This window comes from Paenibacillus mellifer (genome assembly GCF_023195895.1).
Taxonomy (GTDB): Bacteria; Bacillota; Bacilli; order Paenibacillales; family Paenibacillaceae; genus Fontibacillus; species Fontibacillus mellifer.
This window is the reverse complement of record NZ_JALPRK010000003.1, coordinates 19,407-34,335: the sequence shown is the minus strand read 5'-3', so window position 1 is coordinate 34,335 and position 14,929 is coordinate 19,407. Positions and strand designations below refer to the sequence as shown.

Here is a 14,929-nt window from a genome sequence, read left to right as displayed (position 1 = left end):
GAGATTCACGTCCGTCGTTAAGCTTATCCAGGCCACGCCACCGTACATGGCGATCTGTCATTCGTCATGGTATACTAATGGAACAAATGTTCTCTAGGAGTATCGGCGGTGGCAAATAGCAAAATGGCAAATGAGTCCACGGTAAATATCGCGGTTCGTCCTTTGGTGGAGTATGTGTTCCGCAACGGCAGCTTGGAAAGCGGCTTCCGCTCAGCGGTCTCGCTGACGGAAGGTACGAAGGCGCATCAAATGGTGCAGAAGCAATACGGCGAAGGGGATCAGAAGGAAGTGTATTTGAAGGCGGAGATTCCATGCGGGGATCTCCTCTTCGTCGTGGATGGGCGCTGTGATGGGCTGTTAACGGGTGGGGACGGCGGGTGGACGATCGACGAGATTAAATCGACGGCCGGCGATCTGGCGGCGATCGGCGAAGATACGTATCCCGTGCACTGGGCGCAAGCGAAGTGTTACGCCTATATGTACGCTAAAGCGAACGGACAACGCGAGATGGGAATCCAGCTGACCTATGTGCAGCTGGATACGGGGGAGCGCAAGCAGTTTCGGACGCGGGCCGGGTTGGACGAACTGGAGGCGTTCATCCATGACGTCGTAGGGCAATATGCTCCGTACGCCCGTCTGCTTCGCGACCATCGGTACGAGCGTAACCGGAGCATCGCGGAGCTGGCGTTTCCGTTTCCGGGTTACCGGACCGGGCAGCGGAAGCTGGCGGGTGCGGTGTACAAGACGATTGAGGAAGCGGTGGGTTTGTTTGCCCAAGCGCCGACCGGCATCGGCAAGACGATTTCCACCACGTTTCCGGCACTCAAGGCAATGGGCGAAGGTAAATTAAATCAGCTTTATTATCTCACGGCCAAGACGATTACCCGAACCGCCGCGGAGAACGCCTTCGCATTGATGGAAGCGCAGGGGCTGCAAGCTTGGGTGGTGACCCTAACGGCTAAAGAGAAAATCTGCTTCAGCGAAGAAGTCCGCTGCAACAAAGACGACTGTATCTATGCCGATGGTTACTTCGACCGGATCAATGGGGCCATCCTGGATATCTTGGCGAACGAGAAACAGCTCACTCGCCCGGTGATCGAGGCGTACGCCCGCAAGCATCGGGTGTGCCCATTTGAGTTTTCATTGGATTTGTCATACGCCGCGGATGTCACCATTTGTGATTACAATTATGTGTTTGATCCCAAAGTGTCCCTGCAACGTATGTTCGCGGAGCAGAAGAAGGAGACCGCTTTGCTGATTGACGAGGCCCATAACTTAGTCGACCGGGCGAGGGAGATGTATTCCGCCGAACTGCGGAAGTCCGGTTTCCTGGCGCTGCAGCGAGCGTATAAAGAGAAGAACCCGTCCGTTGCAAAAGCAGCCAAAGCCGTTAAGGCCTTATTTATCGAGCTGAAGAAGTTGGCCGAAGGTTCGTCGTTCCAGGTCGATCTAGCGGCACCGGAGCTGTTGCTGGAGCGGGTGGAAGCTTTCGCCGAAGCGGCGGAGCGGGAGTTGGCCCTCGAACCGTCCGCGGCGGGGCAGACCGGCTCCCCGGTGGGGCTGGAAGCAGACGCGCGGGAGCTGCTGCTCCAGAGTTATTTCGATGCCCTTCACTTTGGTCGGATCGGCAATCTGTACGACGAGCGCTTCGTGACCTACACGGAGGTCACTCGGGAGGACGTGCGGATTAAGTTGTTTTGCCTGGATCCTTCTCATTTGCTGCAGGAGATGGGCAAGGGGTTCCGCTCGAGCATATATTTCTCGGCGACGTTATCGCCGATGGCTTATTACCGCGATATGTTGGGGGCAGGGCCGGATGATTATACGGTATCGCTCTCCTCGCCGTTCTCCCGCGATCAACTGGAGGTAGTTGTGCTGCCGCTTTCGACAAGGTATCAGGACCGGGAGCAAACCCGCGGTCCTCTGGTTCGCGCTTTGCAGGAAGTGACTCGTGACCGGCCGGGGAATTATCTGTTCTTCTTCCCCTCTTACGCTTATATGAACATGATTTACGAGGATTTTGCCGCCGTCGCGGAAGAAGGCACGGAGCTGCTCCTGCAACAATCCGGGATGACGGAAGAGGACCGGGAGCAGTTTTTGGCCGCTTTTGTGCCTAATCCGGCTCCGGGTCGGACCTTCATCGCTTTTGCCGTGTTGGGCGGCCTCTTCTCGGAGGGGATCGACCTGGTGGGCGATCGGCTGACAGGGGTAGCGATCGTAGGCGTCGGGTTGCCGCAAATCGGTCCGGAGCGCAATTTGATCCGCGACTACTTCCAGGCGTCCGGACGAAACGGCTTTGATTATGCTTACGTATTCCCTGGCATGAATAAGGTGCTCCAGGCCGGCGGGCGCCTGATTCGCTCGGAGACCGACCGTGGTCGGCTCGCCTTGATCGACGACCGTTACCTTCAGTCGCATTACAAGCGGTTGCTGCCGGAGGAATGGCGCTAGAACCTCTTCGAATATTCCCTTCCATTGTGACATATTTTGAACATGTAAGGATAACTTGTTCCTATTGGAGGGGGCGTCGGGTATGGGGATTACGTATCTGAAGGTTTCGGTCGTTTATTTTGTCATCGGTGTATTGCTAGGCATGTACATGTCCATGCAACATGACTATACCTTAGCGGGCGTGCATGCCCATGTGAATTTACTGGGTTGGGCATCCTTTGCACTGGCCGGCGTGATTTATGTGTTGTTTCCAGGAGCAGGGGAGAGCCTGCTGAGTAAAATCCAGTTCTGGACGTACTCCATCGGACTTCCGGTCATGATGATCAGCTTGTCGCTGGTATTGACCGGTTCGGAACAGTTGGAGCCATTGGTGGCGATTGGTGGTACGCTTGTTGTGATCAGCGTCATCGTATTTGCGGTCAATGTCCTGACGAACGTACGGACCAGCGCGTCGGCTCGCGGCAAAAAGTAGATTGCAGCAAGTGAGTATAATTAACGGCCATCCGGTTAATCTAAACGGGGGCTGTTTTTTTATGGAGGAGAGTTGACATTTATCTTGATATAATTTATCTTAATATTAAGACAAATGAAGTTGAGAGTTGCAAAGGGCATTTAGGGTTAACCTATAACCTATTGCATACTCTGGAGAGGGCAGGGAGGTGAGTGATATGACGGAACATGCGAAGAGTGACGAAGCGCTGCATCTGTTCGTCGTATTGTCTCGGGCTAGCGAGTGGGTTCATGCGCACAGCGACAAGGGGATTCGGCAATACGGATTAACCCGGACTGAATTCGGCGTACTGGATCTGTTGTATCATAAGGGCAGACAACCGATTCAACAAATCGGCAGCAAGGTGCTGATGAGCAGCGGCAACATTACATATGTCGTGGATAAGCTGGAGAAGAAAGGGTACGTGACCCGTCAGGACTGCCCGGAAGACCGGCGGTTAGTGTACGCGGAAATCACCGAGCAAGGACGCCAGTTCATTGAAGTGGTGTTCCCGCAGCATGCCCGCCTCATCGAGGAAGCGGTTAGCGGTCTTACTCCGGAAGAGAAGGAGATCGCCGCGATGCTGCTGAAGAAGCTGGGTAAATCCGCACAGGAAGGCTTCAAGTAGCGGCAGGGCTTCAAGCTTCCGGAAAGAAGTGAGAAACCCGATTTGACTCTACCGAAGTCCGATAGGCGGCGGGAAAGGCGTTGCAGGACGTTTTTCCAGCTCTAATATCTTAATATAAAGATTCTCTAAATTCACATATAAAAGGAGTCAAGAACATGACATTGGCATTGGCCGGTCTCGCCGAATTCGGCGGAGGATTGCTAGTGGCAGCGGGATTGTTCACGCTGTTTGGGGCGGCGATTCTGATCCTTACGATGATCGTGGCAATCGCTTCCGTACACGCCAAGAACGGGTTCTGGTCGACCGCAGGCGGGTACGAATACAATCTGCTGCTGATCGCCGTTTCGGTTGGGTTGATCTTATCTGGCGCAGGGGCATTGCTTTGATCTTCGTCGCTTAATGTCTATTTTCTAATCTGGGAGGAGCCCTAGTCATGAACTCGAATGAACATGATTTTACTACCATTATTAAATCCCGCCGTTCGGCGAATAAATTTATCCCTGGCGTGGAAATCCAAGACAAGGAACTGGAAGAAATCTTCAATCTCACGAAATTCGCGCCCTCGGCGTTTAATTTGCAGCATACCCACTATGTGGTGGTCAAAGACCCCGAATTGAAGGAACAAGTGTATGAGGCCGCGGCCAAGCAATACAAAGTCCGGACGGCTTCGGCGGTAATCTTGGTGCTGGGTAAACGGGATGCCCATAAGGATGCCGGAGCGATGAACGAAGGGATGCTGAATTTGGGAGTGCTCAGCAAGCAGGAGTACGACCAGCTTGTGTCCGACACGATCGGTTTCTATGAGAACCGAGGCGAGGGGTTCATGCGGGAAGAAGCGGTCCGCAGCGCCAGCCTGTCGGCGATGCAGATGATGCTCGTCGCCAAAGACCGCGGCTGGGACACGTGCCCGATGATCGGGTTTGATCCCGAGGCGATACGCCGGTTGCTTAACGTCCCGGACAATTACGAGCCGGTGATGCTGATCGCGATCGGCAAGGAGGATACCTCCAGCTTCCGCCCGCGCGGCTACCGTAAACCCGTTGGTGAATTCGTCAGCTTTAACCGATTCTGAGCTTACTTCCCAAAAATAAGGAGGAGTTACACATGGTCCATCCAACTTCAGGAATTCATCATATTACTGCATTTGCTACCGATCCGCAGGCTAACGTTGATTTTTACGCAGGGGTGCTGGGACTCCGGCTGGTTAAAAAGACGATCAACTTCGATGCGCCGGAAGTGTATCATCTCTACTTCGGTGACGAAGACGGAAATCCGGGGACGATCATGACCTTCTTCCCTACACCCGGGGCCCGTCGCGGACGGGTTGGAGCCGGTCAGGTGGGGATTACCACTTTCGCGATTCCGGTTGGCGCCTTCACTTTCTGGCAGGAGCGGCTGCGTCAATTCGGCATCTCCACCACCGAGGCGAGTCGTTTCGGTGAGACGTATCTGCATTTCCGCGACAAGGACGGATTGCAGCTGGAGTTGGTGGAACGTGAGGCCGGCCTGCAGAGCACCTGGGCATTTGGCGGCGTCCCGGTCGACAAGGCGATCAAAGGATTCGGCGGTGCGGTGCTCTACAGCGTCGCCCCGGAGAAAACCGCCAAGCTGCTCGAAACCGTCATGGGCTTGAAGAAGCTCGGTGAGGACGGTGACTACGCCCGTTTTAAAGCGGAAGGCGATCTTGGCGATGTGATTGACGTGAACGTGAAACCGATGGAATACGGAGCGGGGGGCGCCGGAACGGTTCATCATATCGCCTGGAGAGCCCGGGATTTAACTGAACACGAGGAATGGAGAACATGGGTTGCTGAACACGGGTATCATCCGACGCAAATCGTTGACCGGCAGTACTTCCACGCCGTCTATTTCCGTGAAGAAGGCGGCATCTTGTTCGAGATTGCTACCAATCCGCCGGGGTTCGCCAATGATGAAACGCCGGAGCATTTGGGCGAAAAGCTGATGTTACCGGCCTGGTATGAGCCGCATCGCGAAGCGATCGAACAAAATCTGACCCCGTTTGAAGTCCGGGTGCTGAAGGAGGATTTACAGGGATGAGGCATATCTTTAAGCCGGGATCGGCCAGCGGAGAAGCAGCGGGTCCAACGCTGCTTCTCCTTCACGGCACAGGCGGTACGGAGCAGGACCTGCTGCCGTTGGCCGAGATGATCTCTCCGACGTCGGCGGTGCTAAGTGTTCGCGGTAACGTCCTGGAAAATGGGATGCCGCGTTTTTTTCGGCGGCTGGCGATGGGCGTGTTCGATGAGGAGGATCTGGTGCTGCGCACGAAGGAGCTCCATGATTTCCTGGATGAAGCGTCCGAGCAATATGGCTTCGATCGGGGCCGCGTCGTCGCGGTGGGTTATTCCAATGGAGCGAATATTGCGGCAAGCCTGCTGTTCCATCATGCGGGTGCGCTAAGCGGGGCGATTTTGCATCACCCTATGGTGCCGCGTAGAGGCGTTCCGTTGCCGGAAATGGCGGGACTTCCCGTCTTTATCGGGGCGGGACGGAATGACGCGATGTGCCGGCCGGAGGAAACGGAGGAACTGGAAGGGCTGCTCAGCGGGGCCGGAGCCCAGGTGCATGTGCATTGGGAGCCCTACGGACATCAGTTGACTGAAACCGAAGTTCAAGCTGCGGCGGAATGGTATCGAAAGCATCTGTTGAACATTTAATATATTCAAGGAGGACGCCGTCATGATATCCATCAACCCGGAGCAGCAAACGGAGAGGGACAATTACAAGCTGCTGGTTGGCAGCGTCATCCCGCGGCCCATCGCGCTGGTGACGACAATGTCGCCAGAGGGGGTGCTGAATGCGGCACCGTTCAGTTATTTCAATATCGTGACCGCCGATCCGCCGATGGTGTCGGTGGCGGTCCAGCGGAAAGACGGCGTGCCGAAAGATACAGCTCGGAACGCCGCGTCGGCAGAAGCCTTCGTTGTGCATATCGCCGATGAAGGGTACATCCGCGAGTTGAACCAGACGGCGGCGCCGCTCCCCCCGGAGGAAAGCGAGGTACAAGCGGCAGGCCTCACGCCCATCGCCAGCGAAGTGATTGCGGTCCCGGGGATCGCCGAGGCCAAGATCTGCATGGAGTGCGTATTGGAGCGATCCATCCCTTTAGGCGGAACGGAGCAGAGTCCTTCGGTCGATTTGCTGATCGGCCGGGTGGTTCGGTTTCACATCGATGAGGCGCTGTACGAGTCCGGACGGATCGACCCCCACGGTTTACAGCCGATCAGCCGTTTGGCGGGGAATAGCTACGCCCGGCTGGGGGATATTTTTGAACTGGAGCGGCCAAGGTAAGTTCTGGGGAAAGTTATTCCCTCCGCGGCGACAGAGGTGAGGAAGTCCGTGATATATCGGGTTCAGGAAAGGCAGTTCGGAGCAGACCGCTCTGGGCTGCCTTTGTTTGCTGGATAAATTAAGTTTCCACGAAAGGAGAAATTGTGCTAGCATAAAAATGAGTACGCTTACATGTTAAGTTTAAGCATTGATATAAATAGAGGGAATTGTGTGAGGGGGAGGGATCGCGGTCATGCGGCAAGTGCTTCTGGTGGATGACGAGCCTTGGGTGCTCGAAGGGCTTCGGACTATGGTGAACTGGGAAAAGCACGGCTTTCAAGTATGCGGCGAAGCGCTGGATGGTCCCGAGGCGCTGGTCAAAATGCAGGAGCTTCGGCCGGATCTAGTCGTCACCGATATTCATATGCCGGTGATCAGCGGCTTGGAGCTCATTGAACGGAGCAGACGGTTGTTGCCGAAGCCGCCCAAGTTCGTCATCTTGAGCGGGTACGACGATTTCAATTATGCGCTGACGGCCATGCGGCAGCGGGTTGCGGAGTATTTGCTGAAGCCAATTGATGAAGATGAATTCGAATCGATTCTTGATCGTCTAGGGCAGTCCATCGCGAAGGAGCAGGAAATGGAGCAGGCTTCGTCGCGTAAACAGTCGTTGTTTATGAATAACATCCTGAACCGGTTGATTCAAGGGGAAGAAGGAGAACGGCTGGAACAGGAAGCAGTTGCCGCTCTGCAGCTCGGGGGAGATCCGGAGCTGCTGTGCATGTTGATCGACGCCGGTGCTTATCCATCGGATTTGAAGCAAAAGGTGTCGACCTTCTTCTCCCAGAATGCGGAGCGGTTGTTCCTCGACGGCCTCGGCCGGGTCGGGGTGATTGTCCGGACGGACGAACTGTCGCCGCCAAGACTTGAGGAGATTGGACTGGCAATCAGCAGCAAGCTTTCCGATTTGGATCGGCCGGTAGCTATTGCCGTCAGCGAGGTCGGGAAGGGCATTCGCTCCGTTCGAGAGTTGTACCTGCAAACCCTGGAGACCGTCAAGGCGAAGCGTGAGCAAGGAAAAACCGGCTTTTTCTTGCCTTGTCATCACCCGCAGCCCCCGAATACGGAGGATGCGCTTAGGGGTAAATTCGAGCTGCTGCTTGGCGCTGTGTTGCAAGGCGAACCCGGGGCTGCCGAGGCGGCGGTGGAAGAAGCCTTTGGGTCTCTCGCTTGCAGCCAGATGAGCGTAGAATCCATTCGGGTATTTGCAGGCAATCTGGAGCTGACATTATGCAGCAAGATCAAGAAAGCGGGCGGCGACGCCGACGGCTTTATGGTTCACATGCAAGAGAATGAAGGGAATCCGGGCGGCATAAGCGACTACCCGGCGTTGAAGCGCTATTTGCACAAGCTGAGCCGGGAGGCCGCACTGCTGCTCGCCGGATTACGGCAGAAGAACAAAAATAACACGATGTTCCAGGTCATTAAGTACGTGGACGAGGAATTCCGCAGCAAACTGAAGCTGCAAACCCTCGCCAAGAAGTTCCATATGAATCCGACCTATTTGGGACAGGTGTTCAAGAAAGAAACGGGCAAAACCTTTAACGAATATCTGAACGAGAAGCGAATCGAGGAGGCCAAACGCCTGTTAAAGCGTACTCCGATGAAAATTTCCGATATCGCGCTGCAGGTCGGTTATCCGAATACGGACTATTTTATTAGCAAATTCAAACAGGCGACGGGGATGTTGCCTTCCGCCTATAAATCCGAATTCCTCAACGAGGGTTCCAAGAAAGAGGCAGGGACAAAGCCGGCCGAATAAGCTCGAGGTGGTGCAAGCATGAGAAGATGGAGATTTCGGGGAAAGATCAAGATCAATGATATTCCGCTGAATACAAAATTTTTGCTGATCTACCTCATTGGTGTTCTGCTGCCGATTCTGGTCATTAACTTGCTGTTTATGGGGCGGATGACCGATTTCATCAAAGAGCGCGAAGAGCAGAACCTGGAGATTTCCATGGAACGTGCCCGAAAGGACATTCTTGATTTTATCGACGGCGGGGTGGCCGTCAGCCATGCCCTGAACACAGATAAAACGCTGTACGAGAAGATGGAAAAGACGTACGCCGATCCGCTTGATTTCTATGAGACGTTTGACGAGCAGCTGCGCAATCGGGTCACCAGCTACATTCCGGTCAACAACCAAATTCTGCGGATCGGGATCTACACGACCAATCCGACGATCGTTCCTGGTGGCAACTATCATTTGCTCGATGACGAGGTGAAGGACAGCGATTGGTATCAAATTTGGGAGGATTCATCTGACCCGGTGGTCGTCGCTGCGTATCGTGCTGCCCAGGCCATCAACCGGTCCGATACTGAACCCTATTTCAGCGTGATCGAGAAGATGGATTACTATGACTCCTATAACACGTTCGACAAGCTGCTGCGGATTGATATCGACCTTAGCAAAATCTACGATGCCATCGTCCGGGAGCAGGACTATCTCGACCTGTACCTGGTCAACGGGAATGACGAAATCATCGTATCAGCGAACAGCGGGTACAGGCAGGATACAAGTACCGGTTATCCCAAATTCGAATGGTCTGCAGGGGATAAGGAGAAGGGCATGGAATCCGTCGCCATCGGTAATGCGAGATATGTGAAGGGCTGGCGCCTAATCGGCATTCCGCAGGGAACCAGAGTCTCCAAGTCTATGTTTGAGATGAGGTTGTTCGTTGGGATGCTCGCGGCTACGATCACCTTGTTTACGTCCATATTCATCTACGTGATGCTGAGATCGTACCATTACCGGGTGAAGCGGTTGTCCCGCCACATGCAGAAGGTCACCAACGAGAAGTTCGATCTGATCAACATCGATGAAGGGCGCGATGAAGTTGGCGGCTTGATCCGTAACTTCAACATGATGACCGCTCGTATCAATGCGCTGATTAACAATGTTTACAAGCTGGAGATTCAGCAGAAGAGCCTTGAGGCCGAGCGGGTGCGGGCGGAACTGAACTTTTTGCAGAGCCAGATGAACCCGCATTTCCTGTTCAATACCCTGAACGCGATTTTGGTCGTCTGCACGAAAAACAATTATTCCGACGTGACAGACATCATTAAGAATTTGTCCAGGCTGCTGCGCCGGCTGCTGCGCTGGAAGGAGGATCTGGTCACGCTGGAGGAAGAGATCCTGTTTATCGACATGTATTTGAAAATCGAGAAATTCCGCTTCCGTGACAAATTCGAATACATCTTTGACATTGAGGAGGAGGCGCTTCACTATAAAATTCCGAAGATGAGCATCCAGCCGCTGGTGGAGAATGCCTGCAAGCATGGAATCCAGGCGGTACAAGGCACGGGGCTCGTCACCGTCAAAGCCCGCGTGGTCGATGGTCGGCTGTGCATCGTTATTTCGGATAACGGCAAAGGGATCGAACCGGAACAACTGCGGGAAATGCTGCTCTCCGTACGAAGTGAGAACACCTCCGGGACCAGTATTGGCATCCGCAATGTTTATCGTCGGTTTGAGCTGTACTACAACGACCAGGTTCGATTCAACATCAACAGCAAACCGGGGCAAGGAACGGAAGTGTCCTTCGAAATTCCGGTCAAACTGCTCGAACACCACGAAGAGATGGACAGGGAGGGGTAAGCATGAAATTCAAGGTGTTACTGGTGGATGATGAACCGGCAGCGCTGGAAGGCATGCAGCTGTGGATCAACTGGCCAGAGCTCGGCTTCGATATTTGCGGGACCAGCAGCAACGGTGCGGAGGCGCTGGCGCAGATCGAGAAATTGCAGCCGGATCTGGTCGTGACGGATGTGCGGATGCCGGTGATGGACGGCTTGGAAATGATCGAGACCTGGCAGAAGCGAAACAATCATCCGGTCCGCTTTGCCATCGTCAGCGGGTACAGCGAGTTTCAATACGCCCAAAAGGCCCTGCGCTTCGGCATTACCCGGTATTTGCTGAAGCCGATTGACGAGGAGATGGCTGCCGAGGAACTGGGGGCGATTTATCAAGAACTGGTGGAGGAACGAGGGCGTCAGCACATCAACCGCATCGCTTCCTACGAGGAGACGGTTAACTTGCTGAAAGCGCTGATGAATCAACCGACGAGCCTCCTCGGAGATACCCAGCGGATCGATGCGCTTTCAAGTCTTCGAAAGGCGTGGAATGTCTGTTTCATCCAACCCAGAAGCAGCAGTTCTGCGGAGACACGAGAGGGGGTCTCGGCTTTTGCCGAGGAGCGGGAAGCGATGTATTTGATCGACTTGGAATCCGGCAGCTTTGCATTGGTATACGGGTTCGATCCTGACGCAGACGGCCCGGATGGCCTTGCTCGAATGAGGGATTTGGAGAACCAATGCCGAACTCTAGGAGCCTATGCAACCGTGGGAGCAGGTGCGGAAAGTCTGCTGGAAATTTCAGAAACGTACCGTCAGGCCCAGGCGGCATTGATCCACCGTTTTTATACGGATGACTTTGCCGGGATTACGGTATACCGTGATGTAGCCGGGTTCACATTCCGCTGCCAGTACGATCAAACGGAGCTCGTGGATCGGATCATGGGAGCGCTGCAGTTGTTGGACAAATCCGGTTTGGAGGAAGGGTTGTCCCAAGCGGAAGACCGTTTCCGGGAGAATTCCCTTGCGCCGGACATCGTACGTAAATTCGTGATTCACTTGTTCTACCTGATGCTGGAGCACTTGGACGAACTCCCGGACAAGGCGTCGGAGCTGCAGAGTCGATACGATATCCCCGGGAAGGCATCCGCCGTCTGTACCATGCGGGAGTTGGTGGACCTTATTCATTCCGTGGGTAAGGAGATCATCGATCTGCTCCTTGAAGTCAAGTCTCAGCGTTCCCAAGGGGTCGTCCAGAACATCAACGTCTATATTCGGGAGCATTTCCGCGAGACGCTAACGATAAAGAAATTGGCGGAGGTCTTTTACCTGCATCCGGTCTATTTGGGCCAGCTGCTGCAGAAGAGAAACGGCGTTCATTTTAACGAGATGATCCATAATCTGCGGATTGAAGAAGCCGTGAAGCTGCTCCGGGAGGGAACCTTGAATAACGGCGAGGTCGCCGAACGGGTCGGTTATGCTAACTACGGTCAATTCCTCAAGCAATTTGAGAGAAGATTACAAATGTCGCCTAATGAATACAGAAACAGGAACTGAAATTTTGAAGGTTAAAACTTTAATTGTGAACTAGTTACGGTTTGGTAGCGCTTTTACAATAAAGATAAGTTGATGAAAGGGCTTACAAAACGCCTGAACATCAACAAATCATGACGGAGGTGCTTTACATGGGGGGCAAGACAAAATCAATGCTCCGGCTCAGCGTGATTCTGTTGTTATCGCTCAGCGTCATCCTTGCAGGATGCGGCGGGGGCAATAACAACGCTACCAAAGCCGACAACAACACCGGCAATCAGGCAGCAACAACCGGAAACAACGCCGGGGATAAGGTTGAACCGTTTGAAATTACCGCATTCATCGGGGAAGCCGGTCAGCAGCCGACGGCCGACAACAAGGTCTACAAGAAGATCAAAGATGAGCTTGGCGCAACGTTCAAATTCGAATTCCTCGCCGGGGACATCAACCAAAAGCTCGGCGTTATGATCGCAGGCTCCGATTTCCCCGATATCATGACGGGCAATACGAAATTGACGGCGGCGGGCGCTTATATCCCACTGGAAGACCTCATCGAAGAACACGCTCCAAATTTGAAGAAGCACTATGAAAAATACTGGAACATGATGAAGGACCCGAACGACGGCCATATCTACATTCTTCCGAACTACGGGGCTTATAACGGGGAAGTCAGCACGACCTGGTATTCGGGACCGGCTTTCTGGATTCAAAAGGCCGTTCTGGCAGATGCCGGTTACCCGCAAGTGAAAACGCTTGACGAATATTTTGACCTGATCGCGAAGTACAAGGAAAAGAATCCGACCATCAACGGCAGCCCGACGATCGGTTTCGAAATTTTGAACTACGACTGGAGAAACTGGGGCTTGTTCAATGCTCCTCAGCATCTGGTCGGCCATCCGAATGACGGCGGCGTTATCGTTAACGACGGGAAAGCCGAAATCTTTGCGGATAAAGATATTGCGAAGCAATATTATCAAAAGCTGAACGAAGTCAACGCGCAAGGTTTGATCGACAAAGAAACGTTTACGCAAAACTACGACCAATATATGGCTAAACTTTCCAGCGGTACCGTACTCGGGATGTTTGACCAGCACTGGAACTTCCAAGACGCCGAGAACGTGTTGATTACCGCGAAAAATCACGAAAGAACTTATGTTGGCTTACCGCTGGTCTATGATACAAGTATCACGGACCACTATTTGGACCGCCCAGCGCTGAATCTGAACAACGGCTTCGGTATCAGCGTCAATGCCGGCGAAGAGAAAGCGATCCAAATTCTCAAGATGTGGGACCGCCTGATTCAGGAAGATTGGCAAAAAGTCATGTCCTGGGGTATTGAGGGCGAAGACTACATCGTCACCGAAGAAGGCCGCTTCATGAAAACCCAGGATCAACGTGACAAGTTTACGGATGCTACCTGGAAGTTGGCTAATAAAGCGGATGCACTTCACAAATTCAGTCCGAAAATGGAAGGCTATTTCAGCGACGGTAATGCGACCGATGCGGCCGCACAACCTGAAGAATACCAAGCAGGTTTGGAAGAATACGACAAGAACTTCCTGGCAGCCTACGGCTACAACAGCTATGTTGACTTCTTCACCCCAGCTCCGGAAAACGAGGTTTCTTACCCGGCATGGTCCGCTGACTTGGTGGAAGGCTCCGATGCCAAGATTGTCAACACCAAACAAAACGATCTGTCTACGAAATATCTGCCTAAAGCTATTTTGGCCAATCCGGCCGACTTCGACAAGGTTTGGTCTGAGTATACCGGGGAGATCGGTAAACTCAACATCAAAGCTTACGAAGACCGCATCAATGAAGTGCTGAAATGGAGAATCGACAGCTGGACAGTGAAATAAGGTATTTATTAAATCGGAGAATGGAAGGCGTTGAGCCTTCCATTCTCCGAAAAAATAGGCTTTGTGGGGAGAACAATTATGGATGAAACCTTAACGAAGGAACGCGTCGTCCCGAAAGCAAAAAAAAGAAAAAAACAGCAAATAACCTGGTCCCTTGTCAAGAGTCAGCGGCAGTTGATCTTTATGTCGGTCCCGTTATTGGCTTATATCATATTATTTGCTTATTACCCGGTATGGGGCTGGACGATGGCATTCCAAAATTACAAACCAGCAAGGAGCTTTGCTCAGCAGGAATGGATCGGCTTCAAGCAGTTCAAATTTCTGTTTACGGATGACAGCTTCCTCCGGGTGCTGCGCAATACAGTGGCAATGGGTTTCATCAACCTGGTGCTAGGTTTTGTAACCGCGATTATTCTGGCTCTACTGCTAAATGAAATCAAAAAAATCTTTTGGAAAAGAACCGTTCAAACGATTTCTTATCTTCCGCACTTTTTGTCCTGGATCATCGTTACCGGGATCGTCGCGACGTCCCTTGCTTCGGACGGGATTATCAACGATGTCTTGATGAAGCTGCATTTGATCAAGGAACCCATTTTATGGTTAAGCGAAGGCAAATATTTCTGGGGTGTCGTTGGCGCTTCCCACGTCTGGAAAGAGGTTGGCTGGAATACAATCATTTATTTGGCCGCCATGGCCGCGATCGACCCAGCCCTTTATGAAGCCGCGGATATTGACGGAGCGAGCCGTTACCGGAAAATGTTCCATGTCACGCTTCCCGGCATTAAACCAACGATCGTCATTCTGCTGATCATGTCCATCGGTCATATCCTGGAAGCTGGCTTCGAAGTTCAGTACCTGCTTGGTAACGGTCTGGTCGTCGACTGGGCGGAAACGATCGATATCTTCGTTCTGAAATACGGGATTGCTCAAGGCAACTACTCACTGGCAACCGCCGGCGGTATATTCAAAACGGTCGTTAGCATAACCATGCTGCTCCTCGCGAACTGGATGGCGAAGCGACTAGGGGAAGAGAGGTTGTTATAG

At 53.1% G+C, this 14,929-nt stretch carries 12 protein-coding genes and 1 pseudogene; all 13 read left to right on the top strand.

The window, feature by feature from the left end:
- Positions 1-123 precede the first annotated feature (123 nt).
- The 13 genes and pseudogenes from M0651_RS04515 (at position 124) to M0651_RS04455 (ending at position 14,929) form a co-directional block, all read left to right on the top strand.
- Complete coding sequence (locus tag M0651_RS04515) at positions 124-2,451, top strand: ATP-dependent DNA helicase (protein ID WP_248550923.1); 2,328 nt, start codon at positions 124-126, stop codon at positions 2,449-2,451.
- 82 nt (positions 2,452-2,533) lie between these two features.
- A complete protein-coding gene (locus M0651_RS04510) occupies positions 2,534-2,923 on the top strand; it encodes a heme-copper oxidase family protein (RefSeq protein ID WP_248550657.1) in 390 nt (129 codons plus the stop codon).
- Positions 2,924-3,119: 196 nt separating this feature from the next.
- A complete protein-coding gene (locus M0651_RS04505; protein WP_248550656.1) occupies positions 3,120-3,569 on the top strand; it encodes a MarR family winged helix-turn-helix transcriptional regulator in 450 nt (149 codons plus the stop codon).
- 155 nt (positions 3,570-3,724) lie between these two features.
- Positions 3,725-3,955, top strand: a pseudogene (locus tag M0651_RS04500) (DoxX family protein); the annotation flags it as partial.
- Between the two features lie 47 nt (positions 3,956-4,002).
- The gene (locus tag M0651_RS04495; protein ID WP_248550655.1) at positions 4,003-4,641 is read left to right on the top strand and encodes a nitroreductase family protein; all 639 of its coding nucleotides are present in this window, start codon (positions 4,003-4,005) and stop codon (positions 4,639-4,641) included.
- Positions 4,642-4,673: 32 nt separating this feature from the next.
- Positions 4,674-5,627: a ring-cleaving dioxygenase gene (locus M0651_RS04490; protein ID WP_248550654.1), complete on the top strand. Its 954-nt coding sequence runs from the start codon at positions 4,674-4,676 to the stop codon at positions 5,625-5,627.
- Positions 5,624-6,247, top strand: coding sequence for an alpha/beta hydrolase (locus M0651_RS04485; RefSeq protein WP_248550653.1), 624 nt, complete (start codon positions 5,624-5,626; stop codon positions 6,245-6,247). The genes M0651_RS04490 and M0651_RS04485 overlap by 4 nt, the downstream gene beginning before the upstream one ends.
- 22 nt (positions 6,248-6,269) lie before the next feature.
- Positions 6,270-6,881, top strand: coding sequence for a flavin reductase family protein (locus M0651_RS04480; protein ID WP_248550652.1), 612 nt, complete (start codon positions 6,270-6,272; stop codon positions 6,879-6,881).
- A gap of 232 nt (positions 6,882-7,113) precedes the next feature.
- Complete coding sequence (locus M0651_RS04475; RefSeq protein WP_248550651.1) at positions 7,114-8,682, top strand: response regulator transcription factor; 1,569 nt, start codon at positions 7,114-7,116, stop codon at positions 8,680-8,682.
- An 18-nt stretch (positions 8,683-8,700) separates the two neighbouring features.
- On the top strand, positions 8,701-10,518 hold the full coding sequence (locus tag M0651_RS04470) for a sensor histidine kinase (protein ID WP_248550650.1): 1,818 nt from the start codon (positions 8,701-8,703) through the stop codon (positions 10,516-10,518).
- A 2-nt stretch (positions 10,519-10,520) separates the two neighbouring features.
- On the top strand, positions 10,521-12,050 hold the full coding sequence (locus M0651_RS04465; protein ID WP_248550649.1) for a response regulator transcription factor: 1,530 nt from the start codon (positions 10,521-10,523) through the stop codon (positions 12,048-12,050).
- Between the two features lie 128 nt (positions 12,051-12,178).
- Complete coding sequence (locus M0651_RS04460; RefSeq protein WP_248550648.1) at positions 12,179-13,885, top strand: type 2 periplasmic-binding domain-containing protein; 1,707 nt, start codon at positions 12,179-12,181, stop codon at positions 13,883-13,885.
- A gap of 78 nt (positions 13,886-13,963) precedes the next feature.
- The gene (locus M0651_RS04455) at positions 13,964-14,929 is read left to right on the top strand and encodes an ABC transporter permease (RefSeq protein ID WP_248550647.1); all 966 of its coding nucleotides are present in this window, start codon (positions 13,964-13,966) and stop codon (positions 14,927-14,929) included.

Coding starts and splice junctions, on each gene's coding strand:
- M0651_RS04465 (WP_248550649.1), top strand. CDS start 10,521: ATGAAATTCAAGGTGTTACTGGTGGATGATGAACCGGCAGCGCTGGAA.
- M0651_RS04490 (WP_248550654.1), top strand. CDS start 4,674: ATGGTCCATCCAACTTCAGGAATTCATCATATTACTGCATTTGCTACC.
- M0651_RS04495 (WP_248550655.1), top strand. CDS start 4,003: ATGAACTCGAATGAACATGATTTTACTACCATTATTAAATCCCGCCGT.
- M0651_RS04470 (WP_248550650.1), top strand. CDS start 8,701: ATGAGAAGATGGAGATTTCGGGGAAAGATCAAGATCAATGATATTCCG.
- M0651_RS04485 (WP_248550653.1), top strand. CDS start 5,624: ATGAGGCATATCTTTAAGCCGGGATCGGCCAGCGGAGAAGCAGCGGGT.
- M0651_RS04455 (WP_248550647.1), top strand. CDS start 13,964: ATGGATGAAACCTTAACGAAGGAACGCGTCGTCCCGAAAGCAAAAAAA.
- M0651_RS04460 (WP_248550648.1), top strand. CDS start 12,179: ATGGGGGGCAAGACAAAATCAATGCTCCGGCTCAGCGTGATTCTGTTG.
- M0651_RS04480 (WP_248550652.1), top strand. CDS start 6,270: ATGATATCCATCAACCCGGAGCAGCAAACGGAGAGGGACAATTACAAG.
- M0651_RS04505 (WP_248550656.1), top strand. CDS start 3,120: ATGACGGAACATGCGAAGAGTGACGAAGCGCTGCATCTGTTCGTCGTA.
- M0651_RS04515 (WP_248550923.1), top strand. CDS start 124: ATGGCAAATGAGTCCACGGTAAATATCGCGGTTCGTCCTTTGGTGGAG.
- M0651_RS04510 (WP_248550657.1), top strand. CDS start 2,534: ATGGGGATTACGTATCTGAAGGTTTCGGTCGTTTATTTTGTCATCGGT.
- M0651_RS04475 (WP_248550651.1), top strand. CDS start 7,114: ATGCGGCAAGTGCTTCTGGTGGATGACGAGCCTTGGGTGCTCGAAGGG.